Below are 25627 nucleotides of genomic sequence, written 5' to 3' on the forward strand. Positions count from 1 at the left end.
TAAAACTATCTAATTTGCAAAAGCTGCTGCAAGACAACACTATTTTCAATGCGTTATTTTTTTGATTTTTCAGGGATTGATTATGATTAAAGTACCGATTTCCTATTTTCCGTTAATGCTATCCTTGGCTCTGCCAACCTCTGTTATGGCATCGACTGAGTGGCAGCTTATTAAAGGCCAACTCAATTTCCAGCAGCAAAGTATCAACTGGGAAAGTGAGACAACGCTTTGTGATAACTGTGATATCCGTTCTTCCTCCGAATATACGACGGGCTCGCTTGAGGCGCGTCATCTCTATCAGGGCAATCAACTAAAAGCGATTAAGCTGGATGATGCCTGCGATAATGTCACCTTCCCAACTACTGAGGGGCCTCGCCACTTCGCTCTCTCCTACAACCGGGATGGCAGCTTGATGCTGGTTCCGCAAGTTGGCCCTGTACAACACATAAAACCTCATCAAGCCAACACCGTTACCCTGAGCGGTCAGCGCTATTCGTTTTGGCTTGATGGATATAATCCCGCCAGCCGTAACTGGCAATATGATGACGCCCATGATGCCCCAAGACTAAGCTATACCTTGCTACTTCATTGACCGTCAGAGCCGGCGTTTGCCGGCTTTTTTTCTGTAATATTTGCAGTCTTCTAAGTATTTCAGTAGCTTGCTGTATCGCTGTTATCAATGGGGCAAAGTTTGAGCACAAGACACAAGGGCAAAATCATCGAATGGCAGGATGAAAGGGGCTTTGGTTTCGCCGAGAATAACAAAGGCAGCAAGGTCTTTGTCCATATCAAACAGTTCAGCAGCAAACGACGCCGCCCCCGCATTGGCGACACCATCAGTTTTGAACAGGTGCCAGATCAGAGAGGTAAGCCAAGTGCTATGAGGATCAACCTCCATGGCGGCTGGATTTCATTCAGCGTACTTTTCGCCATTACATTTCTTGCAACCTTAGCCGGTGCAGCTGTGCTCAGGTATCTGCCGGACTGGATGGTCGGGCTCTACCTGTTGATGAGCCTGTTTACTTTCATCAGCTATGCCAGAGACAAGTCGGCTGCAAAGCTGGGACACTGGCGACTGAGTGAGATGAGCCTGCAACTTCAGGCATTGATAGGCGGCTGGCCCGGCGCACTCATTGCCCGTCATTGGCTGAGGCATAAAAGCAGCAAAACCTCTTTCTCGGTGGTGCTTTATCTGATGGCTCTGATGAATATCTGTGGATTGGTGGCATTGGTTTATTGGCAATCAATCCACTCCAGCTGGAACTGAATCTGCTTTACCCTGTCATATACCCTCAGTAACATAAATACCAATTCAATTTCAGGGAAATAGAGATATGCGTATCTTGCTCGCCGTGGTGGTTATCGCCTGTGTGATTTTTTACTTCTTCACCACAATGAACAACCACAAAGAGGCTCAAGCCAATATGGCCGCCGGTCAGGCATTTTTGCATGACAATCAGGCCCGCGAAGGGGTAAATGTCACACCGTCAGGACTGCAGTATGAATTTCTGCACAAGGGTGATGGCAGCGTTCACCCCAAAGCCACTGACACGGTAAAAGTGCACTATCACGGCACTCTGATTGACGGCAGCGTATTCGACTCTTCGGTAGAACGTGGCGAGCCGATATCCTTCCCACTAAACCGGGTTATCAAAGGCTGGACTGAGGGTCTGCAACTGATGACTGTCGGCGATAAAGTACGTTTCTTTATTCCGGCAGAGTTGGGCTATGGAAATCGTGGCGCCGGAAAAATCCCAGGTGGCTCAGTATTGATTTTTGATGTGGAATTGCTGGGCATCAACGAATAACGCCCAAGCTCAATAAACGAAAGCCCGGCAATGCCGGGCTTTTTTTATCTCAATTGATATCAATCACGCCTGATAACCAAATGGGTCATCAATCGAGTGTGCAGGTTCGGTAAACCAAACAGGTCCATTGGCAGACATGTAGAAGTGGTCTTCCAGTCGAATACCAAACTCGCCAGGAATACAGAGCATAGGTTCATTGGAGAAACACATTCCCACCTGCAGTGGCGTTTTATCGCTGCGCACCAGATAGGGCCCCTCATGAATGTCCAGACCTATGCCATGGCCGGTTCTGTGCGGCAGGCCTGGCAGTCCGTAGTCTTGCATCATCCCAGCCGCTTCCAGCGTATTACGGACTGCGATATCCACATTGCCACAGGGCTCACCCAACCTGGCTGCAGCAAAGGCCGAAACCTGACCGGCTTTCTCCAGATCCCAGATCTCCCGCTGACGTTCGCTAGCATCACCGAACACGTAAGTACGGGTGATATCTGACTTATAACCAAACAACTCACAGCCGGTGTCTATCAATACAATTTCACCCGCTTCCAGCGCTTTGGGGGTTTTCACGCCATGAGGATACTGTGAATCCTCACCAAAAAGCACGATGCAGAAGTAGTTGCCTGCCGGTGCACCCACCTTCATGTGTGCCTTTTCGATAAAGGCTTCGACGTCGGCAACTGTAATACCTGGATGCAGGATGCGGGCAACAGCCTTATGAACTTCCAGCGTCATATCCATGGCACGTTTGATAATGGCAATCTCAGCCTCTGACTTACAGGCGCGGCACACCTGAGTCACGCTTTGAGCAGATTGCAACTGCATGTTCGGGTTGGCCAGGCGCACTCCTTCACACAGGAAGAACGCGGCGGATTCATCAATGGCCAGCTTACCTGAGTTGATACCCATACGGGTCAGCACGGTATTGACCAACTCATATGGACACTCATCTTCATGCCAGGTGTTCACCTCTCCCTGAACATTCATAAAGCCCTGGATGGTGCCCATCTCAAAGTGAGGAGCAATATACTCAAGCTTGCCCCTGGCAGGCAAAATTGCCCCCACCATGCGCTCTGAGGCGTACCAACGCAGACCGGTAAAATAATAAAGATTGGAACCGGCATTCAGATACAGCGCCTCAATCCCCTGCTCCTGCATCAGTCTCTGTGCTTTTTCCAGCCTTGCACTCAACTCAGCTTGTGAAATTGGCTCAATACCACCAGTCATATCTGACAGTTTAGCCAGTTCGATTTCAGGGGTTGAACCCCCAACGCCCAGGGTCATAAGGTCACCTTTGTGTTTTCGTTATTCGGAAGTCGGCACAAACCTGGCCAACAGATAATCAGGATAAAATATACAATTTAAAAACCAATGCCCAGTTAACCGACCAAAAAATTGCTCAATAATGTTGGAAACTACACGGCACAACGGGGAGATAAATCCCGAATGGATTGTTTTTAAAAAGGAATGTAAGCCAGAGAAAAAGAAAAGCTATTTACGCTTTCCAAGCCGTACATAGTCTACCAGCATGCCAAGAAACACCCCGGTCACTAACCATAAGGCCATAAAGTAAAACAGGTCGTCAAACATAAATCCCAGCCCGGCACCTATGGCCAGGCCAACGACAGCGCCTATTCCCACGCCATTACCGACTCTGTGTTTTTTATCAGTCATAAGCGGCTCCGGTAACAAGTGTTACTTCAGCATACGCCTGTCATGCCTGAGATACAGCCCTTTGACGCCATTGCCAGCTGGCAATGACTATCAGCAGCATGCCAATAAAGGGCAAGGTACTGAGCAACAAGGTCTGCCAGCCAAAACTGTGCAGCAGCCAGCCCGCGCTTAAGGATGCTACCGCCTGAGCACTGAACACGAAGCTGTCGTTAAACGCCTGAACCCGAAATTTCTCAACAGGACGGTAGCAGTTGGGCAGCAACGCTGTGGCTCCGACAAACAGGAAGTTCCAGCCAATACCCAGGAGCACCAGAGCACTCCAGTAATTCAGCAGGCCACTGCCAGACAGCGCCATAACCACAGTCGCCAGGTAAGCCACCAACCCGGCGAGCATCATAGGGACTATGCCCAGTCTGGCAATTAACCAGCCGGAAAACAGAGATGGCAGGTACATGGCGATGATATGACTTTGTATCACCCATTTGGTATCAGCCAGTGAATGACTGCCATGGTGGTGCATATGCAAAGGTGTGGCCGTCATAATCAGGCTCATCAGGGCATAGCCAAGCATACCGCCCAGAATAGCCACCCATATCATGGGAGATGAGAGGATCTCAGGCAGAGGCCTGCCAGCCTCACGGGAAGAGGACTCATCCTGCAGAGATTCAGGCTCCCGGTAGAACAGCAAGACAACAAACGACGCCAGACAGATCAGGCTGAGCATCATAAATGCGCCGGCAAACCGGGTTGTCAGCAAAGACTCGCCAAACACTGCCAGTTCAGGCCCGATAATGGCAGCGGCCAAACCGCCCAATAATACCCGTGACGCCGCCTTGGCAGCTTGAGTAACAGGTACCGCCTCCATCGCGGCAAACCTGTACTGAAGGACAATGGAGGCGGCGCCCCCAAGCATGATTCCGGAGAAACAAAACAGCCAGAAATGAGAAGCCTGAATCGCCGCCATGGCCAGTAAGCCTGAACCGGCCCCCCAGAGCGAACCTAAAAGAAACACCAGGCGACGACCATAACGACGCATTAGTCTGGATGCCGGGATCACAGTCAGTGCCACCCCCACCACGGTCAGCGCCAATGGCAGGGTTGCCAGTTCCGGAGTCGGACTGAGCTGCGCGCCAACAATGCCACCCAACAGCACCATTATCGGCGTTGCGCTCATAGCCAATGCCTGAGCCAGGGTCAGTAACCAAACCGTTTTGTTCATTATGCCGCGTGACTCCGTGTCTCCCCGTAACGTGCAGGCATTGTTTCACGAATGTAAATAAAGGAAAACCAGACACCTGTAACAGAATATACTGTCCCTCGCAGCGAAATTCACTGGCCGGCAGGCCGACTTGCACCCGCTTCCTCCCCCCTGCCATAATCCCTGCACAATAAGATATCAACGTTCGCCAAATGCCTGACGAACGAATGAGTAAAGGAATCCGTATGTCAGAAGTTATTGCCACCCGTCTGAATGCTGTTCGCAACGAGATGGCCAAAGAGGAGCTGCAGGCGTTTATTATTCCGCGCGCCGATGAATATCTGGGCGAATATGTCCCCGCTCACAATGAGCGTTTGCACTGGATAAGTAACTTCACCGGTAGCGCCGGGGCTGTGATAGTCATGGCAGACAAGGCGGCAATTTTTACCGACGGCCGCTATACGGTGCAGGTTCGTCAGCAGGTTGATGGCAAACTGTTTGATTATGAAAGCCTGACCGATACACCACAGGCTGACTATCTCGCCGGAACACTTCCTGCGGGCAGCAAAGTAGGCGTGGACGCAAGGCTGCACACTCTGGCCTGGTATGAGGCCACTCAAAAGCGCCTGGCCAAGGCTGATATTGAACTGGTGGCTGTGGCTCAAAACCCTATCGATCTGCACTGGCAAAATCGCCCACTCCCTGAGTGCGATGATGTACTGCTGATCAGTGACCAGCTCACGGGGGCTGCCAGCCTTGATAAGCGCAAGCAGATTGGTGAACTGATTGCCAAAGAGAGCGCAGATGTTGCCCTGATAGCTGCACTGGACTCTATTGCCTGGCTGCTCAATATCCGTGGTCGCGCTGTGCCACGCTTGCCTGTAGTGATGGGCACAGGCCTGCTTTGGGCCAATGGTGATATGCGTTTCTTTACCGACATCAGCAAGCTGCCATCAGAGATTCAAAGTCATGTGGGCACAGGCGTAAGTTTTGCTGAAGAGTCTGAATTGCCTGCCGCCCTTAAGGCACTGGAAGGACAAAGACTGCTGGCCGACGCCAACAGTGCCAACGCAGCGTCTCAGCTTATTGCCCGCGATGCTGGAGCCAGACTGGTAGAAGGGATGGACCCGGTTGCTTTGCCCAAAGCGGCCAAGAACCCGGTTGAGCTGGCCGGTATGCGTGCCTGTCATGTTCGCGATGGCGCTGCCGTCAGTCGTTTCCTGGCCTGGCTCGATAAGGAGGTCGCCGCGGGCAAACTGTATGATGAAGCCCAATTGGCGGACAAGCTGGAGAGCTTCCGTCTGGTGGATAAGCAGTATGTTGAGCCAAGCTTCGATACCATCTCCGCCGCAGGCAGCAACGCCGCCATGTGCCACTACAACCATATGAATGGCACACCGGCGCAACTGACAATGAACAGCCTGTACCTGGTAGACTCCGGCGCACAGTATTTCGACGGCACCACTGATGTGACCCGGACGATTGCCATTGGCGAAGTAACTGACGAACACAAAAAAATGGTGACTCTGGTGTTGAAGGGGCATATTGCGCTGGATACCGCCCGCTTCCCCAAAGGCACCACAGGACAACAGTTGGATGCGTTTGCCCGCATGCACCTTTGGCAACATGGCTTTGATTATGACCATGGCACAGGTCATGGTGTAGGTCACTTCCTGAGCGTGCACGAAGGTCCGCAACGTATCGGTAAAAACGCAAATGACGTGGCACTGCAGCCCGGTATGGTGCTGTCAAATGAGCCCGGATACTACAAAGCTGATGGATTCGGAATCCGCATCGAGAACCTGGTTGAAGTTCGCCGCTGTGATGCGCTGAAAGATGCGGAACGGGAGATGTTTGAGTTTACGCCTATGACTCTGATCCCTATCGACCTGCGCCTGCTGGATAAGTCATTAATGACCCAGGCGGAAATCAGTTGGCTCAACAGCTACCACACCCGTGTATTCAGAGCTATCTCGCCACTGCTGAGCGGTGATGAGCTGGATTGGCTGACCAAAGCCACCCAGGCAATCTGACTGTAAAGCTGAATAAAAAATGCCGCAGAGTTCTGCGGCATTTTTATATTATTGTAAAGCGCTTACGCCTGCGGCAACTTGCTCTCAATAAAGTCGAATTCACCACTGTGCACATAGACCAAACGGCATTCACTGGCATATAACACGCTGTGGATACGCCCTTTACGGATATAGGCCGTTTCCCCCTGATGAAAGACTTCAACCGGGCCATCTTTCAGCAGTTTGCCGTCCTGTTCCAGATAGAACTGCACATGCATTTCGCCCTGACTCATCACAGTCATATCATCGCCCGGATGGCAGTGAGGAGGCTCAGTACTGCCCGCCTCCCAGCCTTCAAGCATCAGCTCAACGCCGCCGGGATCGGCAGGTAAAGTACCGCGCATGGTAAACCCTGTCGGAAAGTCCTCACCGGATTTCAGATGCTGCCAAACCTCACTGGTTTGTATATCAAGGTTTTGTGGCTTCATGGAGCCTCCTGATAAAGAAGATTTTCCTCATCATAAGCTCATCTTCCTTGCCGTAATCAAACGGTGACAGTGAATTTATCTTAATGGCGCACCAGCTCGAGCCAGATAATCAGCAAACAGAGTATCCATTTGTTGCCAACTGTCAGCGCCCAGCCTTTGCATTAACGCTCTGGAAGGATTAACACCGGCTGCAGCACTCTTGTATATCTGCCTTATCCCTTCATACCCCAGTTGATCCAGAATCAGCTCTCTTATCCAGGCGCTCTGGGTGTAATAGTCTCCCGGCAAATCTGATTCTTCCGGTTCGTCCATCACAATAACCATGGGTCCGCTGTCATCTTCTGAATCTCCCTGTCCAGCGGAATTCTGCATTACTTCAAGCTGAGCCTTCATGGTGGCAAATACCGGGTGCTCCATGGTCAGGTAGTCAGCCATGGGAATCGGTGTAAAAGGCTGATCCAGTCGGCTAGCTTCTGGTTCACACATCACAGCCAGAGTTTCATCCAGCCAGTCTGCCACCGCCGGATGACCATAGCTCAATCCGATATCTGTCCGACTGCCCAGCCCCATAGCTTTCCAACCTTCAATAGCCATGATGTGGCATGCCTCATGTCTGACTATGGTTGCCGTTCTGTGCTCATCACCATTAAACATCTCTTCGGTAAGAGTTAAGTTTGCGGTCCCGGGTAACTCAGAGCTAAGGGCAATCAGCGCTTCATTATTCAGCACCTTAAGAGTATTAAAATCCGGCGGAGTCACCACCTGACGACTGAACTTGGCTCTCGCCTCAATCAATAGCTGCATAGTATTCTCCGGCGCAGCTACACCATCGCTCCACAGAACGATCCCCGGGGCCGAATCAACCCGGGTTAGCACCGGCTTAGAGGTCCCGCTGGGACCAAGAGGGTGCGGAGGGCTAATATCTGAAGATGCACAGCCAGCTAATATCAAGGAAATGACTATTGTTGTTATGACTTTCATTGGTTGCTCCTTATTTAAAGAAGCTCAGTTACATCAAGCACTGTGCCAACAATTGTTAGCAATAAAAACAAACAGATAGCTAATATCAGAGTTGATAAGTTTCCCAAATGGGAAAGGCTGTTTGACGATATAAGCAGAAACCTGAGACACAAAAAAGCCACCCTCAGGTGGCATTCTTTGATGATAGTGACTTACCAGGCCTCAAGGCTCTCTGCCAGCAGGTCAACGAATCGCTCCCGCTGCAGGTCAAATAACACATGGGTGTTGGCGGACTTGCCGGTCAGGTGATAACGATCCACAACCGTCATTCCAACTGTCATCTCGCTTTGGGTTTCAATGGCAACATAACAATCCTGACCAGTGAACAGCTCAGGCTTCAGCAGCCAGGCAATAGTGCAAGGGTCGTGCAGTGGTGCGCCATCAAAGCCCCATTTGGGATCTCTGTGATAAATCACAAAGAACTCCAGCAGATCGGCAACACACTGGGCAACAGGGTTATCAATGGCGCGCATACGCGCTACGTCTTCATCCATAATCTGGGCTTTATGGGTGACATCCAGACCACACATGGTCAAAGGAATCCCTGAGCGGAATACAATATCTGCTGCTTCTGGGTCGACGAAAATATTGAACTCAGCTGCCGGGGTCCAATTACCGACACCAGCTGCGCCCCCCATCAAGACGATGCGTTCAATACGAGGTTTCAGGTGAGGATAGGCCAGCAGAAAGGTGGCAATATTGGTTAAAGGGCCTGTAGGCACCAAAGTCACTGGGTGTTCGCTGGCCTGAATTTGCTGTGCCATCAGCTCCCATGCGGTGAGCTCGACGGCTGCAAAGGCGGGCTCTGGTAGCTCTGGGCCATCCAACCCACTCTCCCCGTGAACATTGTCAGCAATAATCAGCTCGCGTTTAAGCGGCTTGGCAGCGCCCCCGGCCACCGGGATATCTTTGCGTCCCAACAGAGTAAGGATACTCAGGGCATTGCGCAGGGTTTTATCCGGCGTTTGGTTACCGGCACTGGTGGTCACAGCCAACACATCCAGTTGCGGATTTGCCAGAGCCATGATCATGGCGATTGCATCATCATGGCCAGGATCACAATCAAGAATAATGGGACGAGGCGTAACAGTTGATGTCATATCAGTCATCGGGTTTTCTCCTTATTATCCGCTCAGCATAATCCCCTGCGCTTCACCTGTCTGTGATCCCTCCACGGAACGTACACACAGCAGGAGTTAAAGCCTTAACACTTTATCCTGATTTAGCATTTTTACTGGCGAAAAAATCACCTTATGAGCCCATAGTCTTTGCTATCTGTGATTTCGTATCTTATTGTCGTAAATAAGAATCCACCAAAAAAGGATCTGATATGGCGATAACGACTCTCAGCAGCAAGCAAGTGTACCGCGCCACGCAGTTGCAAACTCCCCACTGTGATTGTCAGACCACTGACGACCTGGTGCCACTGGATGACATTATTGGCCAGCAAAGGGCCAGACAGGCGGTGGAGTTTGCCATGTCTATCAAGGACAAGGGCTACAACATTTACGCCATAGGCGAGAACGGCCTGGGCAAGCGCACTATGATGCTGCGTTACCTCAATACTCACCCCGCCAACGACAAGCAACGCCAGGACTGGTGTTATGTCGCCAACTTCGATGACAGCCGCCAGCCCAAGGTACTTAGCCTGCCAGCCGGCAGTGCGTCCGGCTTTAAGAAGTCCATCGAAAACCTGATGAAAAAGCTGGCCAAAGCCCTGCCGATGGCCTTCGATAACGAGATGTACTACAGCCGGGCTGAAAAACGCAAAGCCCAGTTGGCCGGTCGTCAGGAAGAGGTGTTGGGTGAACTGGCGGAGGATGCCAAAAGCAAGCAGATCAGTCTTTCCATCAGCAGCAATGGAGACTACCAACTGGTCGCCCTTAATGGCGAAGAACCCCACAGTGAAGAGACATATGATGCCCTCTCCCCCGAAGAGCAGCTTCAGTTTGAGACCGACATCAAAGGGTTGGAAACCAAGCTCCGGCGCATCGTCCGGGATATGACCGAGTGGGAAGAGGAGTTTTCTGATCAGCAACAAGCCCATGATGAGCAGGTAGCCAAAGATGTGCTCAAACACTATATGCAGCCGCTGAAGCGCCAGTATAAATCTTTGCCCGAAGTGCAGGGTTATCTGAAAGAGATGCAGACAGATATTCTCGATAATCTGGATATCTTTCTGGAGCAAACCGAAGAACAGTTGGCCTTCTCTTACGCTTCATTGGATAAAAAGCTGCCCCGTCGCTATCAGGTTAATGTACTGGTGAGTGGAGAAGATGACGGCTTCCCAATCGTGGTCGAGGAAAACCCCAACTACCACAGCCTGTTCGGTTATGTGGAAAACGCGACCTACAAGGGCACAGTATTTACTGACTTTTCGTTAATCCGAGCCGGTAGCCTGCACAAGGCCAATGGTGGCGTATTGATGATGGATGCGCAGAAAGTCCTGGAGCGCCCCTATGTTTGGGATGGCCTTAAGCGCTCTCTTCGCTCCCGCCAACTGGATTTGAGCTCGCTGGAGCGGGAAGTCTCACTTTCAGGTGCTATCTCACTGTCACCGGAACCTGTGCCACTTGATGTCAAAATCGTGCTGTTTGGGGACAGACACACATACCAGTTGCTGCAGCAGTACGATCCCGACTTTGCAGAACTGTTTAAGGTCACCGCCGACTTCGAAAATGTGATGGCCCGAACTCAGGAGTCCGAAGCCCAATTCGCCCGCTTTATCGCCTCAATCGTGCAGGACAACAAGATGCTGCCCTGTGAGCGGGATGCCATGGAGCGGATCATTGAGTTCAGTGCCCGTCAGGCGGATAACCAGAACAAGCTGTCACTCTATTCTGCTGATGTTGCCAACCTGCTGCGTGAGACCAACTACTATGCCGGTGGAGACAATGCAGAGAGCATAGCCAGACAGCACGTGGAGAAGGCGCTGGAAGCCCAGCAAACCCGGGTATCCAGGCTGCAGGACAATCTGTTGGAGTCCTTTACCAATGGCACTACATTGATTGATGTGGTGGGTGAGAAAGTGGGGCAAATCAACGCCCTGTCAGTACTTGCCACCACAGATCACCAGTTTGGCCTGCCCAATCGCATCACCGCCAGCACAGCTTACGGTGAGGGCGAGGTACTGGATATTGAGCACAAGGTTCGCCTGGGTGGCCAAATCCACTCCAAGGGCGTATATATCCTGACCGCCTTCCTGGCTGCGCGACTGGGTAAGAGTGCCAAAATCCCACTGACCATGTATCTCACCTTTGAGCAGTCCTATGGTGGTGTCGATGGCGACAGTGCCTCAATGGCCGAATGCTGCACCATTTTGTCGGCTATTTCCGGCGTGCCATTGAAACAGGACATCGCCATTACAGGTTCAATGAACCAGTTTGGCGAGGCTCAGCCAATCGGCGGAGTGAATGAGAAGATTGAAGGCTTCTTTGATGTTTGCTCTATAAAGGGGCGGGATCCCGGCCAGGGCGTGATTATCCCCGAGTCCAACCGTCAGAACCTGATGCTGCGTAAAGACATAGTGGAAGCCATTGAGAAGGGAGAGTTCCATATCTGGACGGTTAATCATGTCACCGAAGCTGCCAGCATTCTTACCGGCACCCCGGTTGAGGGCGACACCTGTATGTCCAGCCGTGCCGAAAGACAGCTGACCGAATACCGCAAGCAGCAGGAAGCACTGACAGACAATCCAAGCGATAATGGTCATCAGGCGTTCAAAGCAAGCTAATCTCTTGCGAACCCAAACCTGAAAAATGCCTCCCGCCGGAGGCATTTTTATTTATTATACCCACACTACGTTCTTCTAATCATTTGAGCACACTCAGAATAACTACAAACACACAGACTTGATGCAGTCAGGCCCCTTGGCTATAGTGGCGCCATCATTCACCAAGGTCCCATCTCGTGCCTCAGACATCAGCCAATACAGAAATGCCGGTCGCGCCTCAACCTGAGGTGGGCCAGGTAGTAGAACAACTTACCGGTGCCGAAGGAGAACAGCAGGCGGTCGTTTTTGACGAGATTCTGGAAGCTGCAGAGCCCGGCACCATAGCACTCTTGTTGGAAGCTCTGCCGCTGGATGAACGTCACGAACGTTGGTTGCAGGTCAGTGAAGATGAACAGTTGGCAGTGCTCGACGATATGCGAGCTGAGCCAAGAATCGACATGCTCAAGCATATGTCGGATGTTCAGGTGGACAGCATTCTGTCGCAGTTGACTGCAGAGCAACTGATCGACTGGAGTGACTCGCTGCCCGATGAGCTCACAGACAGAGCCCTGGCTCTGATGCATGAGCGTCAACGGCAACAATACGCCCGATTTGACCTCTACTCGGAAAACGAAATTGGTCGCTATGTAGACCATCAGGTACTGGTGCTGAGTCCTCATGCCAGTGTCAGTCAGGCTCAGAAGTTTATCCGCCGTATCGAACTGGATTGTAACGATACCCTGTTTCTGACCGATGACGATGACGTGCTGGTAGGCTGCGTCAGCCATCAGGATATACGTCGCGCCGATCCATCACTGCAGCTAAAGGAGTTAATGGCTGACGACGCCAGAAGTATCCGGGCAGATACCTCTTTGTTCGATGCCTCGGAAGCCATGGAGCACAGCGAGCAACTTGAGCTGGCGGTTATCGACGCGGATGACAGGCTGCTTGGACGGATCACTTTGCGCAGCGCCACCTGGCTGATGCGCGAGCATTACGAAGCTCAGTTGATGGCAACAGCAGGTCTGGATGAAACTCACGACCTGTTTGCCCCCATCATCAAAGGCGCATCCCAGCGAGCAGTTTGGCTAGGCATTAACCTGCTGACCGCCTTTTTGGCGTCGGCCACTATTGGCCTGTTTGAAGATGTTCTGACGCAGGTGGTCGCTTTGGCCGTGTTGATGCCAATCGTCGCCTCCATGGGCGGCATAGCCGGCAGCCAATCGCTGACTCTGATGATTCGCGCCATGGCCACTGGCCAGATAAGCTCTGGGAATATGTGGGCACTGCTGAAAAACGAATTAGGGATAGGCAGTCTTAACGGCGTATTATGGGCAGGTGTAATAGGCCTGGTGGCCGGATGGTGGTTTACCAGCCCGGAAATCGGCGTGGTTATCGCCTGCGCAATCCTGATCAATATGTTGGTCGCTGCTGCGTCAGGGGTACTTATTCCTGTGATACTGCAGAAGCTGGATCAGGACGCTGCGCTCTCCGGCTCGGTCATTCTTACCACAGTAACAGATGTGGTGGGCTTTCTGACCTTTCTGGGTCTGGCGACCTTGCTGTTCCTGTAGAAAGCGTAAAAAAACCCGGCAAGCGCCGGGTTTTTCTTATTTAATGATGCAGTGATTATAGTAAGGATCACATACACACTGATTGGGGTACTGTTTGCAAAAACTTCTCACGTCGGTCCAATAACCAGTCTCTACAGCCACACCAGCTGAAGCACCAAACATTGCAGAAGCGAAAATTAACGCAGCAACTTTCTTAATCATCCTTAAATTCTCCTTTGATTCAATCCCTTGCAGTAGTGCCCCTTCAAGCTAAGCCAGCAATTCATATCGGACAATCATAAATTAGTATTAAATCGTTGTTTTTTAAATAAATTAAAAGGCTCACCTGCTGCAGCAATCCAGCATCAGGATAATACTCAACATGGTGTCGTAATCACACCAACTCGGGTATCCTGTCTTGCTTTCAAGCTTCCAGGGATTGTCATGAAACCAGTTTTTGCCGTTGCTCTGTTATTAGTCTCTTTCCAATGCCTGGCAAAAGCCGACCGCATTGTCGCTCTATCTCCCCATGCCGTTGAGATGCTGTATGCAATAGGAGCCGGAGACAGGATTATCGCCACCACAGATCACGCAGACTATCCCGAAGCAGCCAAACAGATCCCCCGCATTGGTGGCTACCATGGCATTCAGATGGAAAAGCTGTTGGCGTTGAACCCTGATTTGGTAGTGGTGTGGGGGAGTGGCAACCGGCCTGAAGACATGGACAGAATGCATCAACTGGGACTTAAACTGTATAACTCGGATCCCAAAACGTTGGAAGCGGTCGCCGATGAACTTGAAGAGCTGGGCGAGCTGACAGGTCACACCCAACAGGCGGCTGAACAAGCAAAACAACTGCGTGACGAACTGGCGAAGCAAAGACAGGATCATGCTAACGCGGCCCCAGTCAAAGTCTTCTATCAACTTTGGTCTCAACCACTGATGACTGTAGCTGAGGGCAGCTGGATCCAACAAATTCTGGCGGTCTGCGGTGGCACAAACGTATTTGCCAATGCGGCCTCGGCCTACCCACAGGTCAGTCTGGAAAATGTGTTGCTGACCTCTCCCCAGGTGATACTGCAAAGCCAGGATAAGGGTAATATTCTGGGCGTGGACTGGCAGCAATGGCCAGATATACCCGCAGTAAAGCAGCATCAGATTTATCAGTTGAACGCCGATCTGCTGCACCGTGCCGGCCCTCGTGTCACCCAGGGAGTCACAGCGACCTGTGATGCATTGGATAAGGCCCGCACAGCCTATTCAAAGTAATCAGAGCTAAAGCTATTAGCTAAAACAGGGAAGATTCACGATGAGCAAGCACACTCTGGATATTAGATGGCAGCAGCAAGCATCGGACAGTTTCGCAACCGGAGAATTCAGTCGTGAGCATGAGTGGCTGCTGGATAACGGTGACACACTCAAAGCCTCATCCTCACCTTCGATTATTGCTGAGCCGCTGTCTTCAACTCAGGCTATCGACCCTGAAGAGGCCTTTATCGGCGCATTGGCCAGTTGCCATATGATGGCCTTTCTCGCCATTGCCGCCAAACGTAAATATATCGTCACTCACTACTCGGATTCTCCGGTCGGGACTTTGGGCAAAATGGCTAACGGCAAAACCGGTGTCAGCCAACTGACTCTCTCCCCCAAAGTCAGTTTCAGCGAAGAGAAACAGCCTTCTCACGAGCAACTACAAAAGCTACATCAAATGGCTCATAACAGCTGCTATATCGCCAACTCAGTTACCACCAAAGTGGAAATAAAACCCTACCAATAAAAAAGGCAAGCCTGCTGGCTTGCCCTTGTCGTTTAGCATCGACCTAAGATTAGTCGACTTTCACTGTCACCCAAACAAAGCGGTGGTCTGAGGAAATTTCTTTGCTGTCACCGTATTTTCCCACACGAGGATCGTTAAACAGCAGGCGACCTTTGTACCCTTCTGCAGCCCAGTAAACGCCTGAGTCAACAACCTCCAGGCTGGCTGAAGGCACAGCGTAATCGGCACGGGAACCAAATACACTGGTCCGAATTTCAGGATTTGTGTGGACCGGGTTCCAGCCATTGGCAGGGTTTTTCGACTCAAAGGCACCAAGGCTGGTTGGGGTAAACTCCTGGCCTACCTGAGCCACACTCTGGTTAACCTTCTCATTACCCAGCAACTGCATAATGCCGTCCCAGGGCTTGTTGATTTGAGTACCAATCACGTTATCGGCATTCATGTCACCCATCACGACAAAGTGCTGACCGCTGAAGCCACCAGTGTTGCCCTTGTCATCATAAAGGCTCTCTTCACCACTGATGTAATGATGCCAGAACAGGTTCTCCTCGCTGTTACGATAACGGTTGTTATAAGTCACAGTATCAAAGCCTGACGGCGTCGGGTGGGCCAGCAGTACGTTAACGGCAACTTTGCCGTTCGGCGTATTCACCAGAATCGGAGCATCCACATGGTTTTTGGATGACAAGCGCAGCGCATTCCACTCTGCCTTGCTGTACCAGAGGTCGCCACAGGCCATGCCTTCAGGAATCGGCTTGCTGCCATCGCACACTTCAATTTCTGGATTCACTGAGCCTGGCAGGTCTTTACGCAGGAACTTCTGGAAAGTACGGGTATTTTCGGTATCAATTTCAAATCTGGACAACAGAGCAAAGCTGTAGTGACCATGGTAGAAACCGAAGCCATACGCATCATCAGCACCATTTTTCTGACCATCGTTATTCAGATCAAACTCTGTCATCAAACCTGTGTTGGTGGCGTAATTTTGCGCGAATGGGTACTCAATTGGCTCCAACATGTCACCACCATCGACACTGTTCAGACTCTGAGACACCGCCAGATAGTTGTTCTGGAAGCCTTCCAATACCTTGGTATCGACTGCATCACCGTCGTTGTTGAACTCATTCATCAAGAGTACATCTGGACGGTTCTTCTGAATAATTGCTGCGATGTTACGGATCTGGATAACGCGCTCAGCCAGCAGGTGATCTGCGCCTCCCTCTTCACCGGCCGCGACATCTTCTTTCCAGGCAGCAATCAACTTGTCCTGCTCAGCCACAGTCAGGCTCATATATTCGACCCAGCGCTGGTAACTTTCAGCTGGGTCGTTATCAACGGCAAAAGACAGGTTGAACTGGGCGAATTTCACTTCAGACACTGGTGCAGGCTCGGTGACGATTACTGTGTCATCGGAGCTGCAAGCCATCAAAAACATGGAGGATAGCAGTGCAGGGATTAGTTTCTTTTTCATGATAAATACCATCATCTTTATATAGTTATCGTCACAATCTATGTTGTGCGCCTGAATTAGATATCAATCATTTAGGACAAGCAAAGACTTTAAAACATCCACGATAACAAGCGCGAAGAGGATCACGCCGTCATTGGAAAATCAGACAAAATACGTTGATTTACTATCCCTGGTACAGGCGACAGCCGAAGCTCATCTGACTGCAGAACAACTCCATATTCGAATCAGATTGGTATTCACTTCAGGGATCGCTTAAGTTGGATAAAAGGACAGCACACAGTGCTCAGTCCGCCAAATACCACCCCAAAGAGAGAGCAAAGGTATGTCTTTAAAAAAGCACTCAAAAATTGAAGAGGAAGCTCAAATCGACATGACCCCCATGTTGGACATTGTCTTCATCATGCTGATCTTCTTTATCGTCACCACCTCTTTTGTCAAACCTTCAGGGATTGACTACAACAAGCCTGAAGCGAACGTAAATTCTGACTCCAAGACAGATAATATTCTGATACTGGTGAGCCAAAGTGGCTTAATTACCATGGAGAACCGGCTGGTGGATATCGAACGTGTGACCGCCAACGTTGAACGCATGCTCGCAGAAGCGCCTGAAGCAGCAGTGCTTATTCGCGCAGAAACCGCCGCTTCACACGGTCTGGTTGTGGAAGTGATGGATCAGGTAAGAACCGCCGGGGTACAAAAAATCTCGGTGACTGAAGCCAAATAAGGTCTGCTCCAAAACTGCCACCGCTCACTGCGATAAAAAGTCCCCGGACGCATTGACGACACTGAGTTGACGTAATTGTGTCCTATTGATGACGTACCAAAAACCCGGGGCTTTCAACGACAATAGCGATAGAGAAATGTCGGAGGAAGCCGCAATGAAAATGAAATTAGACCACATCAAATTGAAGCAACTCAGAGAAGCAAGAGCATGGAGTCAAACTCATCTGGCTGAAGTCAGTGGCATCAGCCTGAGGACCATTCAGCGTATTGAAAAGTCGGGTGTCGCATCACCGGAGTCAATCAAATCTTTGTGTGCCACATTTGAATTGAAACTTGATGAACTCTTGATTCATCAAAAACCCAAACCAGAGTTTACACCGATATTCTCAGCTGCTCTTGCCTGTAAACTCTCTCAAATGAACAAGAGCGCAACCCTGATATCTTTTACTCTGGCATTTGCGATTGCTTATCTGTTAAGCCAGTAATAAACAGGAACACCCAATCCCCAACACTTTGGTAAAGGACATATAGATGAGTGTGAAGTACACCTACAGTTCAAAACCTCTGGTTGATGAGATCAAGGTGCAGCCAGTCCATCAGGGGCAATGTCACTGTGGCAGTGTCAGATTTAGCGTCCGTTTACCTAATGGGCTGATTGATCCCAGACGCTGTAATTGCTCAATGTGCCGACGCCGGGGGGCAATAGTCGCCTCAGTAGCACTTGCTGACTTGACTATTGAGCAAGGTCAAGAGTTCCTGAGCCTTTACCAATTCAACACCAACACAGCAAAACACTACTTCTGCTCCAGATGTGGTATCTACACCCATCATCAACGCAGATCCAATCCAAAACTGTACGCTATCAACATTGCCTGCCTGGATGGTGTTGACCCATTTGTATTGAAGAATGTGCCTGTATTGGATGGTGAAGATCACCCCAGTGACCAGTAGATAAAGTCTAACCGCCCAGCTCCTGTTGATACCGCTACATGGGGATAATCAGACTAATCATGTGATTGATTGCGATGCGGCAAAACCAGTAAAAGGTTTCAACCCGGAAGTTGCTATTAGTGACATCCAGTAATCTGTTTGAGGCACTGACAAAGCCTGGACTCGACTCCAGGCTCGTTTAGCATCCGAGGATACTAATTTCACAGTGTCTGGTTTTGTGGCAAAGGTGTCAGCCCCTACATTCAGCATGTAGACCATTAAAGAAATTGGGCAAGGTATCGCAGTCCGTCAATACTACATCCAGCAATCTGTTCGAGGCTCTGACAAAGCCGTCGACTTGTTTCAACATTACAGCGGCATCCGAGGATAGCAATTTCACAGTGATCGCTTTTGTGGCAAGGCCGTCAAAAGGTTTCAGCCCCTGAGCGTAGCAGCGCTACGTGATGGGGTGAAACCTTGCCGACAATGCAGCCACAGAAGTGAGCACGAAGAAATTCAGTAGTCGAAGCCAGGCTGGGCTTTAATACCGCTGTTGAACGCATGCTTTACGCACCCCACTTCACTTACCGTATCCGCCAACTCCACCAGTTCTCTATGGCAGTTACGACCAGTGATAATGACATGCTGATGTAAAGGACGACTGTTCAATGCCTCGACCACTCTTTCCAGTGGCAGATAGTGATAGCTCACCATATACGTCAGTTCATCCAGCAGTACCAGGTCAGTGTTTTCATCCGCCAAAAACTGCTCCGCCTGTTCCCAGGTCGCCAGCGCAGCCGCTGTATCGGCGGCCTTATCCTGGGTCTCCCAGGTAAAACCTGTCGCCATCACAGCAAAAGGCACTCCGGCACCTTCCAGCAAGTTGCGCTCACCACATTCCCAGTTACCCTTGATAAACTGCACCACAGCAGCTTTTTGGCCATGCCCCACTGCACGGGCAACAGTGCCAAAGCCAGCGGTACTTTTGCCTTTGCCATCACCGGTAATCACCATCAATACGCCACGCTCTTCAGTGGCTTCTGCCACTCGGGCATCTACGGCTTGTTTTACTTTCTGTTGACGGGCCTTGTGACGCAGGGCTTTCTCAGCAGCAATTCTGTCCGCTTCTGACTGGTTTTTATCTTGTTGTTCTGACATTAGTAGGGGTTTCTTCTTTTTAGTGTAAGCAAGCCTGCCCGCGAACTTATAATCAGTCCGTCAGGCCAGCCGTAATGCTTGAGGTATACGATAAGCCAAGGCTGCCGGGATCAGCTGGCAGCCTCTGTTTTTATGGTGTCACTACCGGCAAGAATGGCGTTAAGTAGGTTGATGTCCAGATGCTCGGCGAGCGTATCAGCAAGGCGATCAAGTTCCTGCTCTCTGAGCTCATCCATATCCAGAGCATGGATATTTGCGCTCATGCCTGCCCACTGCAACAGCGCCGCAGTGGCTTCAGGAGAGTCAAACAATCCGTGAAGATAGGTACCGAATATCTGGTTATCTTCTGAGATCATGCCATCATCCACCAGTAAACCATCCCCCCGGTGAATCGCACTGCCAGCGTCTTCAATAACAGCGCGCTGCCAGGTTAGCGGTGAACCTACAGGGCGTAGCTTATGGCTGTGACCACAATGGATTTCATAGCCTTTAACCGGATATTCATGGCCACCAAGTCTCAGGGTTCCCTCAACATTGTGAACCTGCTTTTGAGGTTTGAGCTCGGTAATCAGAGACAGCAGCTCAAGTCCATCGGTTACTCCAGCCTCTCCTTCTACACCGGCCGGGTCATCAACCTCTAACCCGAGCATCTGGTAACCACCACATATACCGATGACTTTACCGCCGTATCTCAGGTGCCTGCGAATATGCTCTCCCCAGCCGTTGTTGATCAGGGTTCTCAGGTCATCCCGTACACTCTTTGAGCCCGGGATAATCATCAGATCTGCCGCAGAGGCTCCCTGGGCACTGACAGAGGTGTTGAGATAGCTGAAATCAATATGCGGGTTCAACCTCAGAGCATCGAAATCGGTATGATTGCTGATCCTCGGATGAACCAACACCTGAACCTTAAAGTTCGCCCCGGATGAATCTGTGGAGGCGGTATTGACGGCGTCCTCCGCATCCAGCCTCAAGTCTTCAAGGTAAGGTAACACCCCAATGACTGGCTTACCGGTGCGCTCTTCCAACCACTCAAGGCCTGATTGCAGCAAGCTGATATCACCCCGGAAGCGGTTGATAACAAAACCTTTGACCCGCTCGCGCTCTGAATCACTGAGCAGCTCAAGCGTACCCACCAGCTGAGCAAATACCCCACCCTTGTCGATATCAGCCACCAAAATTACCGGGCAATCGACCTCCTCAGCAAAGCCCATATTGGCGATATCCCCCTCTCTGAGGTTGATCTCAGCCGGACTTCCTGCGCCTTCCACGAAGATGAGTTGATATTGGGATTTAAGGCGCTGCCATGAGTCCAGTACAACTTCCATGGCCCGGGATTTATACTCACCGCGATTTTTGCCAAAAAAGGAGACCGCTTCCAACTGAGTTAACGCCTTACCCTGGAATATCACCTGAGCAACAGTGTTACTCGCTGGCTTAAGCAATACCGGGTTGAAATCTGTATGGGGAGACTGAAAGCAAGCTGCGGCCTGCAGTGCCTGGGCGCGGCCTATTTCGCCACCATCAATGGTGACAGCGCTGTTGAGCGCCATATTCTGGGGCTTAAAAGGAGCGATTTTTGCTGTGCCACTACGGGCATAAAGCCGACACAGTCCGGCAACCAGCGTAGTCTTTCCGGCATCCGATGCCGTGCCCTGCACCATCAGGGTATGTGCGTCCTTTCCCACAGGTGCCTTGGGCAGAGAAGATTTACCCATCCTGTTATCCTTTTAGTTCTACTGGCAGTCCTGCCACCACCAGAGTGACTTTTTGTGCGATTGCCGCGATGGCCTGGTTCATTCGTCCGGCTTCGTCGACAAACTGTCGGCTTAGTTGTCCCAGTGGCACAATTCCTGAACCGACTTCATTACTGACCAGAATCACCTCACCAGGCACTTGTCCAAGTGCTTCTTGCAGAGCATCAATGTGCTGACTGATCAGTGAGTGAGAATGATTATCTGACTCATTATGGTACTCTTCATGCTCTTCACACAAAAGCCCTGTAAGCCATAAGGTTAAACAATCAACCAGAATCACCCTGTTGTCGCTGGTAAGTTGCTGGATCGCAGGCAGCAAATCCACACCAACCTCATGATTATGCCAATAAATTTCTGAACCTAACCTGTCCTGCTGGTGTCTTTGAATGCGGTGTTGCATCTCTTTATCCAGGCCCTGTGCAGTGGCAAAGTAATGACATTCATAACCCCGGGCCGCAAACTCACCAACCCTGGCTTCGGCAAAACGGCTTTTACCACTGCGGGCACCACCAATCACCAGATGAATCATTGACCACCACCAATCAAGAGAGCGACCAATAAGAGATAGACAACAAGCTCACCTATTTGCTGGCATGCCCCCAGCGTATCACCTGTATATCCTCCCAACTGGGCTCTGAGCCATCTCACCAACAACCAGCGACATACCACCAGAGACATCAACAACATCAAGGCCTGCATAACGGGTAAGAGCAGTAAAACCAGGACTCCCGTCGTCAACAGCACCCACAAATCATTCCAGTTTTGCTCGGTCACTATGGGTTTGCTTTTACTGTCATCATCGCGGACGTAAGGTTCAGTAAAAATCATGCTGGCCGCCAGGACCCGACTCAAAGTATGACCAAGGATCAGAGCCGTTGCCGTGAAATTTACTGAAAAATTTGCCAGCTCAGTCAACAATTGCCACTTGAGCAGCACAGCCATTAACAGCACTAATGCGCCATAACTGCCCAAACGAGAATCTTTCATAATCCTCAGTTTATCAGCCAGTTGCCAGCCACCTCCAAGCCCATCAGCGGTATCAGCCAGGCCATCTTCATGGAAGCATCCGGTAAGCAGTAAGCCGACTACCATCGCCAGTAATACAGCGATTGAACCAGGCAAAACCAAAGATGAAAGCCAGAAAACAAGAGCGCTCGCGGCGCCCATCAAAAAACCAACCAGCCCAAAGTAGCGGCTGGCCCGGTTGAGTCTATCCTGATCTGTCCATACCCATTGAGGCACAGGTATGCGGGTGAAATACCCCAGCGCAACCCAGATTAATGCAACTTCATTCCTTACCACTGACATCGGTTACCTTTGCGGTCTCAAAACTTGCCATCTCATTGTAAAAATCAGCCGCCGCCCGAATCAGTGGCAACGCCAAAGCTGCCCCAGTTCCTTCACCCAGTCTCAACCCCAGACGCAGCAGTGGCTTGGCATCCAGCAAGCGCAACATAAGTTGATGCCCCTGCTCAGATGATTCATGGGCAAACACCATATAATCACGGCTGGCAGCATTAATGTTGACTGCCACCATAGCGGCGGCCGAGGCGATAAAGCCATCGATAACGACTAACATGCCTCTTTCAGCTGCGGCCAGAATCGCTCCTGTAATCTGTACCACTTCAAAGCCGCCAACACAGGTGAGTATGTCCAGAGCGTTATTCATATTGGGTTTGTGCAGCGCAACCGCCTGAGCAATCAGTTTCTTTTTCAACTCCAGCGAACTGTCATCAATCCCGGTACCCCGACCAACACAAACACTGACATCCAGGTCCATCATGGCGGACATAATTGCAGCAGCTGAAGAGGTATTGCCTATACCCATCTCACCAAAGGCAATCACATTGGTACCCTGCTGATAGTGTTTATCCACCAGCTCTTTTGCCCATTCAAAGCCCTGCTGCATCTGGCTTTGGGTCATCGCCTGGGCTTCATGAAAAGCCCGGGTACCAGCCCCTAATCTTCTTATAGTGACGCTTTCGGCCTCTTCGCCATCAAGGGGTTCAAGTATACCTGCGTCCACCACTTCCAGTTCCCAGCCATTGTGGCGACAGAACACATTGATCGCAGCGCCGCCTGCGATAAAGTTCTGTACCATCTGACGGGTGACAGCCTGGGTAGCAATCGATACACCATGGGCTGCAATGCCGTGATCGGCGGCGAAAACCATCATCACAGGACGCTCGATGTTAAGCTCATCAGTCCCCTGAATTTTGGCCAACTGTGTGGCCAGTACCTCAAGCTCCCCCAAAGCCCCGGGGGGTTTGGTCATTTGATCGATTCGAGTTTGAATATCCTTGTCACGGTCGTGATTAAGGTAATGGATATTGTAATTATTCATGGATCACCTGACGCCGACGGCGCAACACATACAAGAAAAACAAACTGCCCAGTGCCGAGGTGATCACCCCAACCGGCAGCTCCTGATTATCCAACAGCGTCCTTGCCAATACATCAACCCATACCATAAACACACCGCCAGCCAGAGCCGTCAGCCATAAAGACTGAACACCCGGCACCAACAGCCTGACAATATGGGGAATCATCAACCCTACAAACCCTATGCCACCACAGGTCGCCACTAAAACTGCGGTCATCAAAGAGCAAAGTAACAAAATACCCATACGTAAAAAAGGGACTTTAATTCCCAGTGTATGAGCCGTTTCATCGCCTCCCAACAGGGCCAGCAAGGATCGTTTCAGCGCCAATAGCACCGCGAAGCCTCCTGCCACCGCCAGGGCTGGCAACCAAAGTCCCGCCCAACTGGCCCGGGCAAAACTGCCTAATGTCCAGAAAAGCACCGCGGCGGCAGCCTGTGGCTCAGAAAAATACAACAACAGGCTTCCCAGCGCTGCGAACATAAATGACACCGCGACGCCTGAAAGCAAAATTCTCTCTATCTGATAACCGCCACCGCTCATAGAGAACACCAGCAGTACAGACAGTGCAGATCCCAACAAGGCCCCAACAGGCAAGGTCAGTTGACTGAGCCAGGCTCCGGAAAGTAACTCTGAACCTGATAACAGCCCTGAGAAACTGCCTCCCAACAAGGTCATCACACAGATGGCACCGAAAGACGCACCCGAAGAGATGCCAAACAGATAAGGGTCGGCAAGAGGGTTTCTGGTGGCCAGTTGCAGTGCGGCACCGGAAAGTGCCAGTCCGGCCCCCGCAATAAAGGCCAGCAATATTCTGGGCAACCTGAGCTCAAGTACAATTCGACTGGTCAGGTCCTGCCCACCACCCAGCAGAGATTGCCACACCTGCTCAATAGACAGATGTACCGCGCCAAACCCTGTGGCCAGCAATGGTGTTAACAAGGCAAAAATAACAAATATCAGCAAACTGCATTTCGTTGCCAGCGACTGCTCACGCCATTCAACCCCCATGGTCAACCTCCCTCTGGTAGCCGTAAAAGTAGGAGATCAACGGCTTACCATGTTGAGGATGAGGGGAAATCTGGCAGCAGACACCGAATACATCAGCAATCATCGCCTCTGTCAGCACCTTTTCAGGCGCCCCTCTGGCGACTAACTCACCGCGGTTGAGCAGCAACAACTTATCGCACAGGGCACTGGCAAGATTGAGATCATGAATGGAAGCAATGACACTGACCCCCAGGCTTCGTACTAGCTCGAGTATCTGAATTTGATAACGAATATCCAGATGATTGGTTGGCTCGTCTAAAATCAACAACCTGGGCTGTTGAACTATGGCTCTGGCAATTAGGGCACGCTGTTTTTCACCACCGGACAAAAGGTTGAACGTCCTATCCGCCAGCGCCTGCATGCCTACTTTCTCTAATGCAGCAGACACTTTGAGCCTGTCTTGCCGACTGTCAAACTCCAGCCAGCCTTTATGAGGAGTCAGACCCATGCTGACCAGTTCTCGCACCGACAGATCCATTTGCGCCAGCGTATCCTGCTGCACCACAGCAACACAACGCGCAAACTCTTTTGCACTGAAGCTCTCTATATCCCGGCCGTCCAGTAGAATTCGTCCCTGTTGCGCTTTGATGTAGCGATAAAGACAGCGCAATAAAGAGGACTTGCCGGCACCATTGGGTCCAATCAGCCCCAACATGCTTCCGGGGGGAATAGAAAAACTGATCTCCCGCAGCAAAGCTTTGCCGGCAGCGGACCATGACAGTTGCTCCACTGTCAGAACGTCTGGCTCATGATGTTGAATATCAGCCACCATAAGTCTGATGCCTACCAGAGAGGGTTAGTAATAATTGATTATGCATTCTCGCTCCTTCCGGGTGGCCCCGCCCGGGGTGTTCAAATGATATTCGCCAAGTAATCTGACTCTGATAGCCATACGTGACAGGCTATCACCACAGTTGC

At 50.9% G+C, this 25627-nt stretch carries 25 protein-coding genes and 3 pseudogenes; 14 read left to right on the forward strand and 14 right to left on the reverse strand.

Translation table 11 applies throughout. The features are described 5' to 3' along the window. Window positions 1-82 precede the first annotated feature (82 nt). The 3 genes from L2725_RS19260 to bamJ all read left to right on the forward strand — a co-directional run bounded on the left by L2725_RS19260 (window position 83) and on the right by bamJ (window position 1808). Complete coding sequence (locus tag L2725_RS19260) at window positions 83-592, forward strand: hypothetical protein (protein WP_249250451.1); 510 nt, start codon at window positions 83-85, stop codon at window positions 590-592. A 99-nt stretch (window positions 593-691) separates the two neighbouring features. Further along, the gene (locus L2725_RS19265; RefSeq protein ID WP_249250452.1) at window positions 692-1267 is read left to right on the forward strand and encodes a DUF1294 domain-containing protein; all 576 of its coding nucleotides are present in this window, start codon (window positions 692-694) and stop codon (window positions 1265-1267) included. A 67-nt stretch (window positions 1268-1334) separates the two neighbouring features. Next, on the forward strand, window positions 1335-1808 hold the full coding sequence (gene bamJ / locus L2725_RS19270; RefSeq protein ID WP_249250453.1) for a BamJ family beta-barrel-assembly machinery protein: 474 nt from the start codon (window positions 1335-1337) through the stop codon (window positions 1806-1808). Window positions 1809-1871: 63 nt separating this feature from the next. On the opposite strand, the gene L2725_RS19275 is transcribed toward bamJ, so the two are convergent. From L2725_RS19275 to L2725_RS19285, 3 genes are all read right to left on the reverse strand, one after another. Then, on the reverse strand, window positions 1872-3089 hold the full coding sequence (locus tag L2725_RS19275; RefSeq protein WP_249250454.1) for a M24 family metallopeptidase: 1218 nt from the start codon (window positions 3087-3089) through the stop codon (window positions 1872-1874). A gap of 207 nt (window positions 3090-3296) precedes the next feature. After that, window positions 3297-3479: a hypothetical protein gene (locus tag L2725_RS19280; RefSeq protein ID WP_249250455.1), complete on the reverse strand. Its 183-nt coding sequence runs from the start codon at window positions 3477-3479 to the stop codon at window positions 3297-3299. A 40-nt stretch (window positions 3480-3519) separates the two neighbouring features. After that, entirely contained in the window at window positions 3520-4698 is a 1179-nt protein-coding gene (locus tag L2725_RS19285) for an MFS transporter (RefSeq protein WP_249250456.1), read from the reverse strand. Between the two features lie 224 nt (window positions 4699-4922). Between L2725_RS19285 and L2725_RS23375 the strand changes: the two are divergent. The 4 genes and pseudogenes from L2725_RS23375 to L2725_RS23390 all read left to right on the forward strand — a co-directional run. Beyond that, window positions 4923-5321: pseudogene (locus L2725_RS23375) on the forward strand (aminopeptidase P family N-terminal domain-containing protein); the annotation flags it as partial. Between the two features lie 57 nt (window positions 5322-5378). Further along, window positions 5379-5831 (forward strand): annotated as a pseudogene (locus L2725_RS23380) (aminopeptidase P family N-terminal domain-containing protein); the annotation flags it as partial. A 30-nt stretch (window positions 5832-5861) separates the two neighbouring features. Beyond that, window positions 5862-6482 (forward strand): annotated as a pseudogene (locus L2725_RS23385) (M24B family metallopeptidase); the annotation flags it as partial. A gap of 45 nt (window positions 6483-6527) precedes the next feature. After that, on the forward strand, window positions 6528-6710 hold the full coding sequence (locus L2725_RS23390) for a M24 family metallopeptidase C-terminal domain-containing protein (protein WP_428985304.1): 183 nt from the start codon (window positions 6528-6530) through the stop codon (window positions 6708-6710). 62 nt (window positions 6711-6772) lie between these two features. Here L2725_RS23390 and L2725_RS19295 read toward each other — a convergent pair whose 3' ends face one another. From L2725_RS19295 to rihA, 3 genes are all read right to left on the reverse strand, one after another. Continuing rightward, window positions 6773-7177, reverse strand: a complete 405-nt coding sequence (locus L2725_RS19295; RefSeq protein ID WP_249250459.1) for a cupin domain-containing protein — start codon at window positions 7175-7177, stop codon at window positions 6773-6775. Window positions 7178-7252: 75 nt separating this feature from the next. After that, window positions 7253-7981 (reverse strand): hypothetical protein, encoded by a 729-nt coding sequence (locus L2725_RS19300; RefSeq protein WP_249250461.1) that lies wholly within the window; start codon window positions 7979-7981, stop codon window positions 7253-7255. 368 nt (window positions 7982-8349) lie between these two features. Next, on the reverse strand, window positions 8350-9297 hold the full coding sequence (gene rihA, locus L2725_RS19305) for a pyrimidine-specific ribonucleoside hydrolase RihA (RefSeq protein ID WP_249250551.1): 948 nt from the start codon (window positions 9295-9297) through the stop codon (window positions 8350-8352). A gap of 230 nt (window positions 9298-9527) precedes the next feature. Here rihA and L2725_RS19310 point away from each other — a divergent pair, with 230 nt between their 5' ends. From L2725_RS19310 to L2725_RS19325, 4 genes are all read left to right on the forward strand, one after another. Then, complete coding sequence (locus L2725_RS19310; protein WP_249250463.1) at window positions 9528-11930, forward strand: Lon protease family protein; 2403 nt, start codon at window positions 9528-9530, stop codon at window positions 11928-11930. A 203-nt stretch (window positions 11931-12133) separates the two neighbouring features. Further along, window positions 12134-13483 carry a magnesium transporter gene (locus tag L2725_RS19315; protein WP_249250552.1) on the forward strand — a complete coding sequence of 450 codons (1350 nt, stop codon included), beginning with the start codon at window positions 12134-12136 and terminating at the stop codon, window positions 13481-13483. Window positions 13484-13906: 423 nt separating this feature from the next. After that, window positions 13907-14731: a cobalamin-binding protein gene (locus L2725_RS19320; RefSeq protein WP_283164378.1), complete on the forward strand. Its 825-nt coding sequence runs from the start codon at window positions 13907-13909 to the stop codon at window positions 14729-14731. A gap of 40 nt (window positions 14732-14771) precedes the next feature. Further along, window positions 14772-15239: an OsmC family protein gene (locus L2725_RS19325; RefSeq protein ID WP_249250465.1), complete on the forward strand. Its 468-nt coding sequence runs from the start codon at window positions 14772-14774 to the stop codon at window positions 15237-15239. Between the two features lie 49 nt (window positions 15240-15288). On the opposite strand, the gene L2725_RS19330 is transcribed toward L2725_RS19325, so the two are convergent. After that, a complete protein-coding gene (locus L2725_RS19330) occupies window positions 15289-16710 on the reverse strand; it encodes an endonuclease/exonuclease/phosphatase family protein (RefSeq protein ID WP_249250467.1) in 1422 nt (473 codons plus the stop codon). Window positions 16711-17032: 322 nt separating this feature from the next. On the opposite strand from L2725_RS19330, the gene L2725_RS19335 reads away from it, so the two are divergent. From L2725_RS19335 to L2725_RS19345, 3 genes are all read left to right on the forward strand, one after another. Continuing rightward, window positions 17033-17434 carry an ExbD/TolR family protein gene (locus L2725_RS19335; protein ID WP_115137045.1) on the forward strand — a complete coding sequence of 134 codons (402 nt, stop codon included), beginning with the start codon at window positions 17033-17035 and terminating at the stop codon, window positions 17432-17434. A gap of 88 nt (window positions 17435-17522) precedes the next feature. Continuing rightward, the gene (locus tag L2725_RS19340) at window positions 17523-17918 is read left to right on the forward strand and encodes a helix-turn-helix transcriptional regulator (RefSeq protein WP_249250468.1); all 396 of its coding nucleotides are present in this window, start codon (window positions 17523-17525) and stop codon (window positions 17916-17918) included. A 46-nt stretch (window positions 17919-17964) separates the two neighbouring features. Then, the gene (locus L2725_RS19345) at window positions 17965-18384 is read left to right on the forward strand and encodes a GFA family protein (protein WP_249250469.1); all 420 of its coding nucleotides are present in this window, start codon (window positions 17965-17967) and stop codon (window positions 18382-18384) included. 495 nt (window positions 18385-18879) lie between these two features. Here L2725_RS19345 and cobO read toward each other — a convergent pair whose 3' ends face one another. From cobO to L2725_RS19380, 7 genes are all read right to left on the reverse strand, one after another. Continuing rightward, complete coding sequence (gene cobO / locus L2725_RS19350) at window positions 18880-19521, reverse strand: cob(I)yrinic acid a,c-diamide adenosyltransferase (protein WP_249250470.1); 642 nt, start codon at window positions 19519-19521, stop codon at window positions 18880-18882. Between the two features lie 110 nt (window positions 19522-19631). After that, window positions 19632-21239 (reverse strand): cobyric acid synthase, encoded by a 1608-nt coding sequence (locus L2725_RS19355; protein ID WP_249250471.1) that lies wholly within the window; start codon window positions 21237-21239, stop codon window positions 19632-19634. Window positions 21240-21243: 4 nt separating this feature from the next. Further along, entirely contained in the window at window positions 21244-21807 is a 564-nt protein-coding gene (gene cobU, locus L2725_RS19360; protein ID WP_249250472.1) for a bifunctional adenosylcobinamide kinase/adenosylcobinamide-phosphate guanylyltransferase, read from the reverse strand. Further along, on the reverse strand, window positions 21804-22586 hold the full coding sequence (locus L2725_RS19365; protein WP_249250473.1) for an adenosylcobinamide-GDP ribazoletransferase: 783 nt from the start codon (window positions 22584-22586) through the stop codon (window positions 21804-21806). Before L2725_RS19365 ends, cobU begins: the two co-directional genes overlap by 4 nt. Continuing rightward, a complete protein-coding gene (cobT, locus tag L2725_RS19370) occupies window positions 22567-23622 on the reverse strand; it encodes a nicotinate-nucleotide--dimethylbenzimidazole phosphoribosyltransferase (protein WP_249250475.1) in 1056 nt (351 codons plus the stop codon). The genes L2725_RS19365 and cobT overlap by 20 nt, the downstream gene beginning before the upstream one ends. After that, entirely contained in the window at window positions 23615-24670 is a 1056-nt protein-coding gene (locus L2725_RS19375) for a FecCD family ABC transporter permease (RefSeq protein ID WP_249250476.1), read from the reverse strand. The genes cobT and L2725_RS19375 overlap by 8 nt, the downstream gene beginning before the upstream one ends. Continuing rightward, window positions 24660-25481, reverse strand: a complete 822-nt coding sequence (locus L2725_RS19380) for an ABC transporter ATP-binding protein (protein ID WP_249250477.1) — start codon at window positions 25479-25481, stop codon at window positions 24660-24662. Before L2725_RS19380 ends, L2725_RS19375 begins: the two co-directional genes overlap by 11 nt. Window positions 25482-25627 lie beyond the last annotated feature (146 nt).

Source organism: Shewanella corallii (genome assembly GCF_023349125.1).
Taxonomy (GTDB): Bacteria; Pseudomonadota; Gammaproteobacteria; order Enterobacterales; family Shewanellaceae; genus Shewanella; species Shewanella corallii.

Bases quoted from the DNA above. Each gene is read 5' to 3' on its own strand.
- L2725_RS19260 (WP_249250451.1), top strand. From the start codon at position 83: ATGATTAAAGTACCGATTTCCTATTTTCCGTTAATGCTATCCTTGGCT.
- bamJ (WP_249250453.1), top strand. From the start codon at position 1,335: ATGCGTATCTTGCTCGCCGTGGTGGTTATCGCCTGTGTGATTTTTTAC.
- L2725_RS19275 (WP_249250454.1), bottom strand. From the start codon at position 3,089: ATGACCCTGGGCGTTGGGGGTTCAACCCCTGAAATCGAACTGGCTAAA.
- L2725_RS19280 (WP_249250455.1), bottom strand. From the start codon at position 3,479: ATGACTGATAAAAAACACAGAGTCGGTAATGGCGTGGGAATAGGCGCT.
- L2725_RS19285 (WP_249250456.1), bottom strand. From the start codon at position 4,698: ATGAACAAAACGGTTTGGTTACTGACCCTGGCTCAGGCATTGGCTATG.
- L2725_RS23390 (WP_428985304.1), top strand. From the start codon at position 6,528: ATGTTTGAGTTTACGCCTATGACTCTGATCCCTATCGACCTGCGCCTG.
- L2725_RS19295 (WP_249250459.1), bottom strand. From the start codon at position 7,177: ATGAAGCCACAAAACCTTGATATACAAACCAGTGAGGTTTGGCAGCAT.
- L2725_RS19300 (WP_249250461.1), bottom strand. From the start codon at position 7,981: ATGCAGCTATTGATTGAGGCGAGAGCCAAGTTCAGTCGTCAGGTGGTG.
- rihA (WP_249250551.1), bottom strand. From the start codon at position 9,297: ATGACATCAACTGTTACGCCTCGTCCCATTATTCTTGATTGTGATCCT.
- L2725_RS19310 (WP_249250463.1), top strand. From the start codon at position 9,528: ATGGCGATAACGACTCTCAGCAGCAAGCAAGTGTACCGCGCCACGCAG.
- L2725_RS19315 (WP_249250552.1), top strand. From the start codon at position 12,134: ATGCCGGTCGCGCCTCAACCTGAGGTGGGCCAGGTAGTAGAACAACTT.
- L2725_RS19320 (WP_283164378.1), top strand. From the start codon at position 13,907: ATGAAACCAGTTTTTGCCGTTGCTCTGTTATTAGTCTCTTTCCAATGC.
- L2725_RS19325 (WP_249250465.1), top strand. From the start codon at position 14,772: ATGAGCAAGCACACTCTGGATATTAGATGGCAGCAGCAAGCATCGGAC.
- L2725_RS19330 (WP_249250467.1), bottom strand. From the start codon at position 16,710: ATGAAAAAGAAACTAATCCCTGCACTGCTATCCTCCATGTTTTTGATG.
- L2725_RS19335 (WP_115137045.1), top strand. From the start codon at position 17,033: ATGTCTTTAAAAAAGCACTCAAAAATTGAAGAGGAAGCTCAAATCGAC.
- L2725_RS19340 (WP_249250468.1), top strand. From the start codon at position 17,523: ATGACGTACCAAAAACCCGGGGCTTTCAACGACAATAGCGATAGAGAA.
- L2725_RS19345 (WP_249250469.1), top strand. From the start codon at position 17,965: ATGAGTGTGAAGTACACCTACAGTTCAAAACCTCTGGTTGATGAGATC.
- cobO (WP_249250470.1), bottom strand. From the start codon at position 19,521: ATGTCAGAACAACAAGATAAAAACCAGTCAGAAGCGGACAGAATTGCT.
- L2725_RS19355 (WP_249250471.1), bottom strand. From the start codon at position 21,239: ATGGGTAAATCTTCTCTGCCCAAGGCACCTGTGGGAAAGGACGCACAT.
- cobU (WP_249250472.1), bottom strand. From the start codon at position 21,807: ATGATTCATCTGGTGATTGGTGGTGCCCGCAGTGGTAAAAGCCGTTTT.
- L2725_RS19365 (WP_249250473.1), bottom strand. From the start codon at position 22,586: ATGTCAGTGGTAAGGAATGAAGTTGCATTAATCTGGGTTGCGCTGGGG.
- cobT (WP_249250475.1), bottom strand. From the start codon at position 23,622: ATGAATAATTACAATATCCATTACCTTAATCACGACCGTGACAAGGAT.
- L2725_RS19375 (WP_249250476.1), bottom strand. From the start codon at position 24,670: ATGGGGGTTGAATGGCGTGAGCAGTCGCTGGCAACGAAATGCAGTTTG.
- L2725_RS19380 (WP_249250477.1), bottom strand. From the start codon at position 25,481: ATGGTGGCTGATATTCAACATCATGAGCCAGACGTTCTGACAGTGGAG.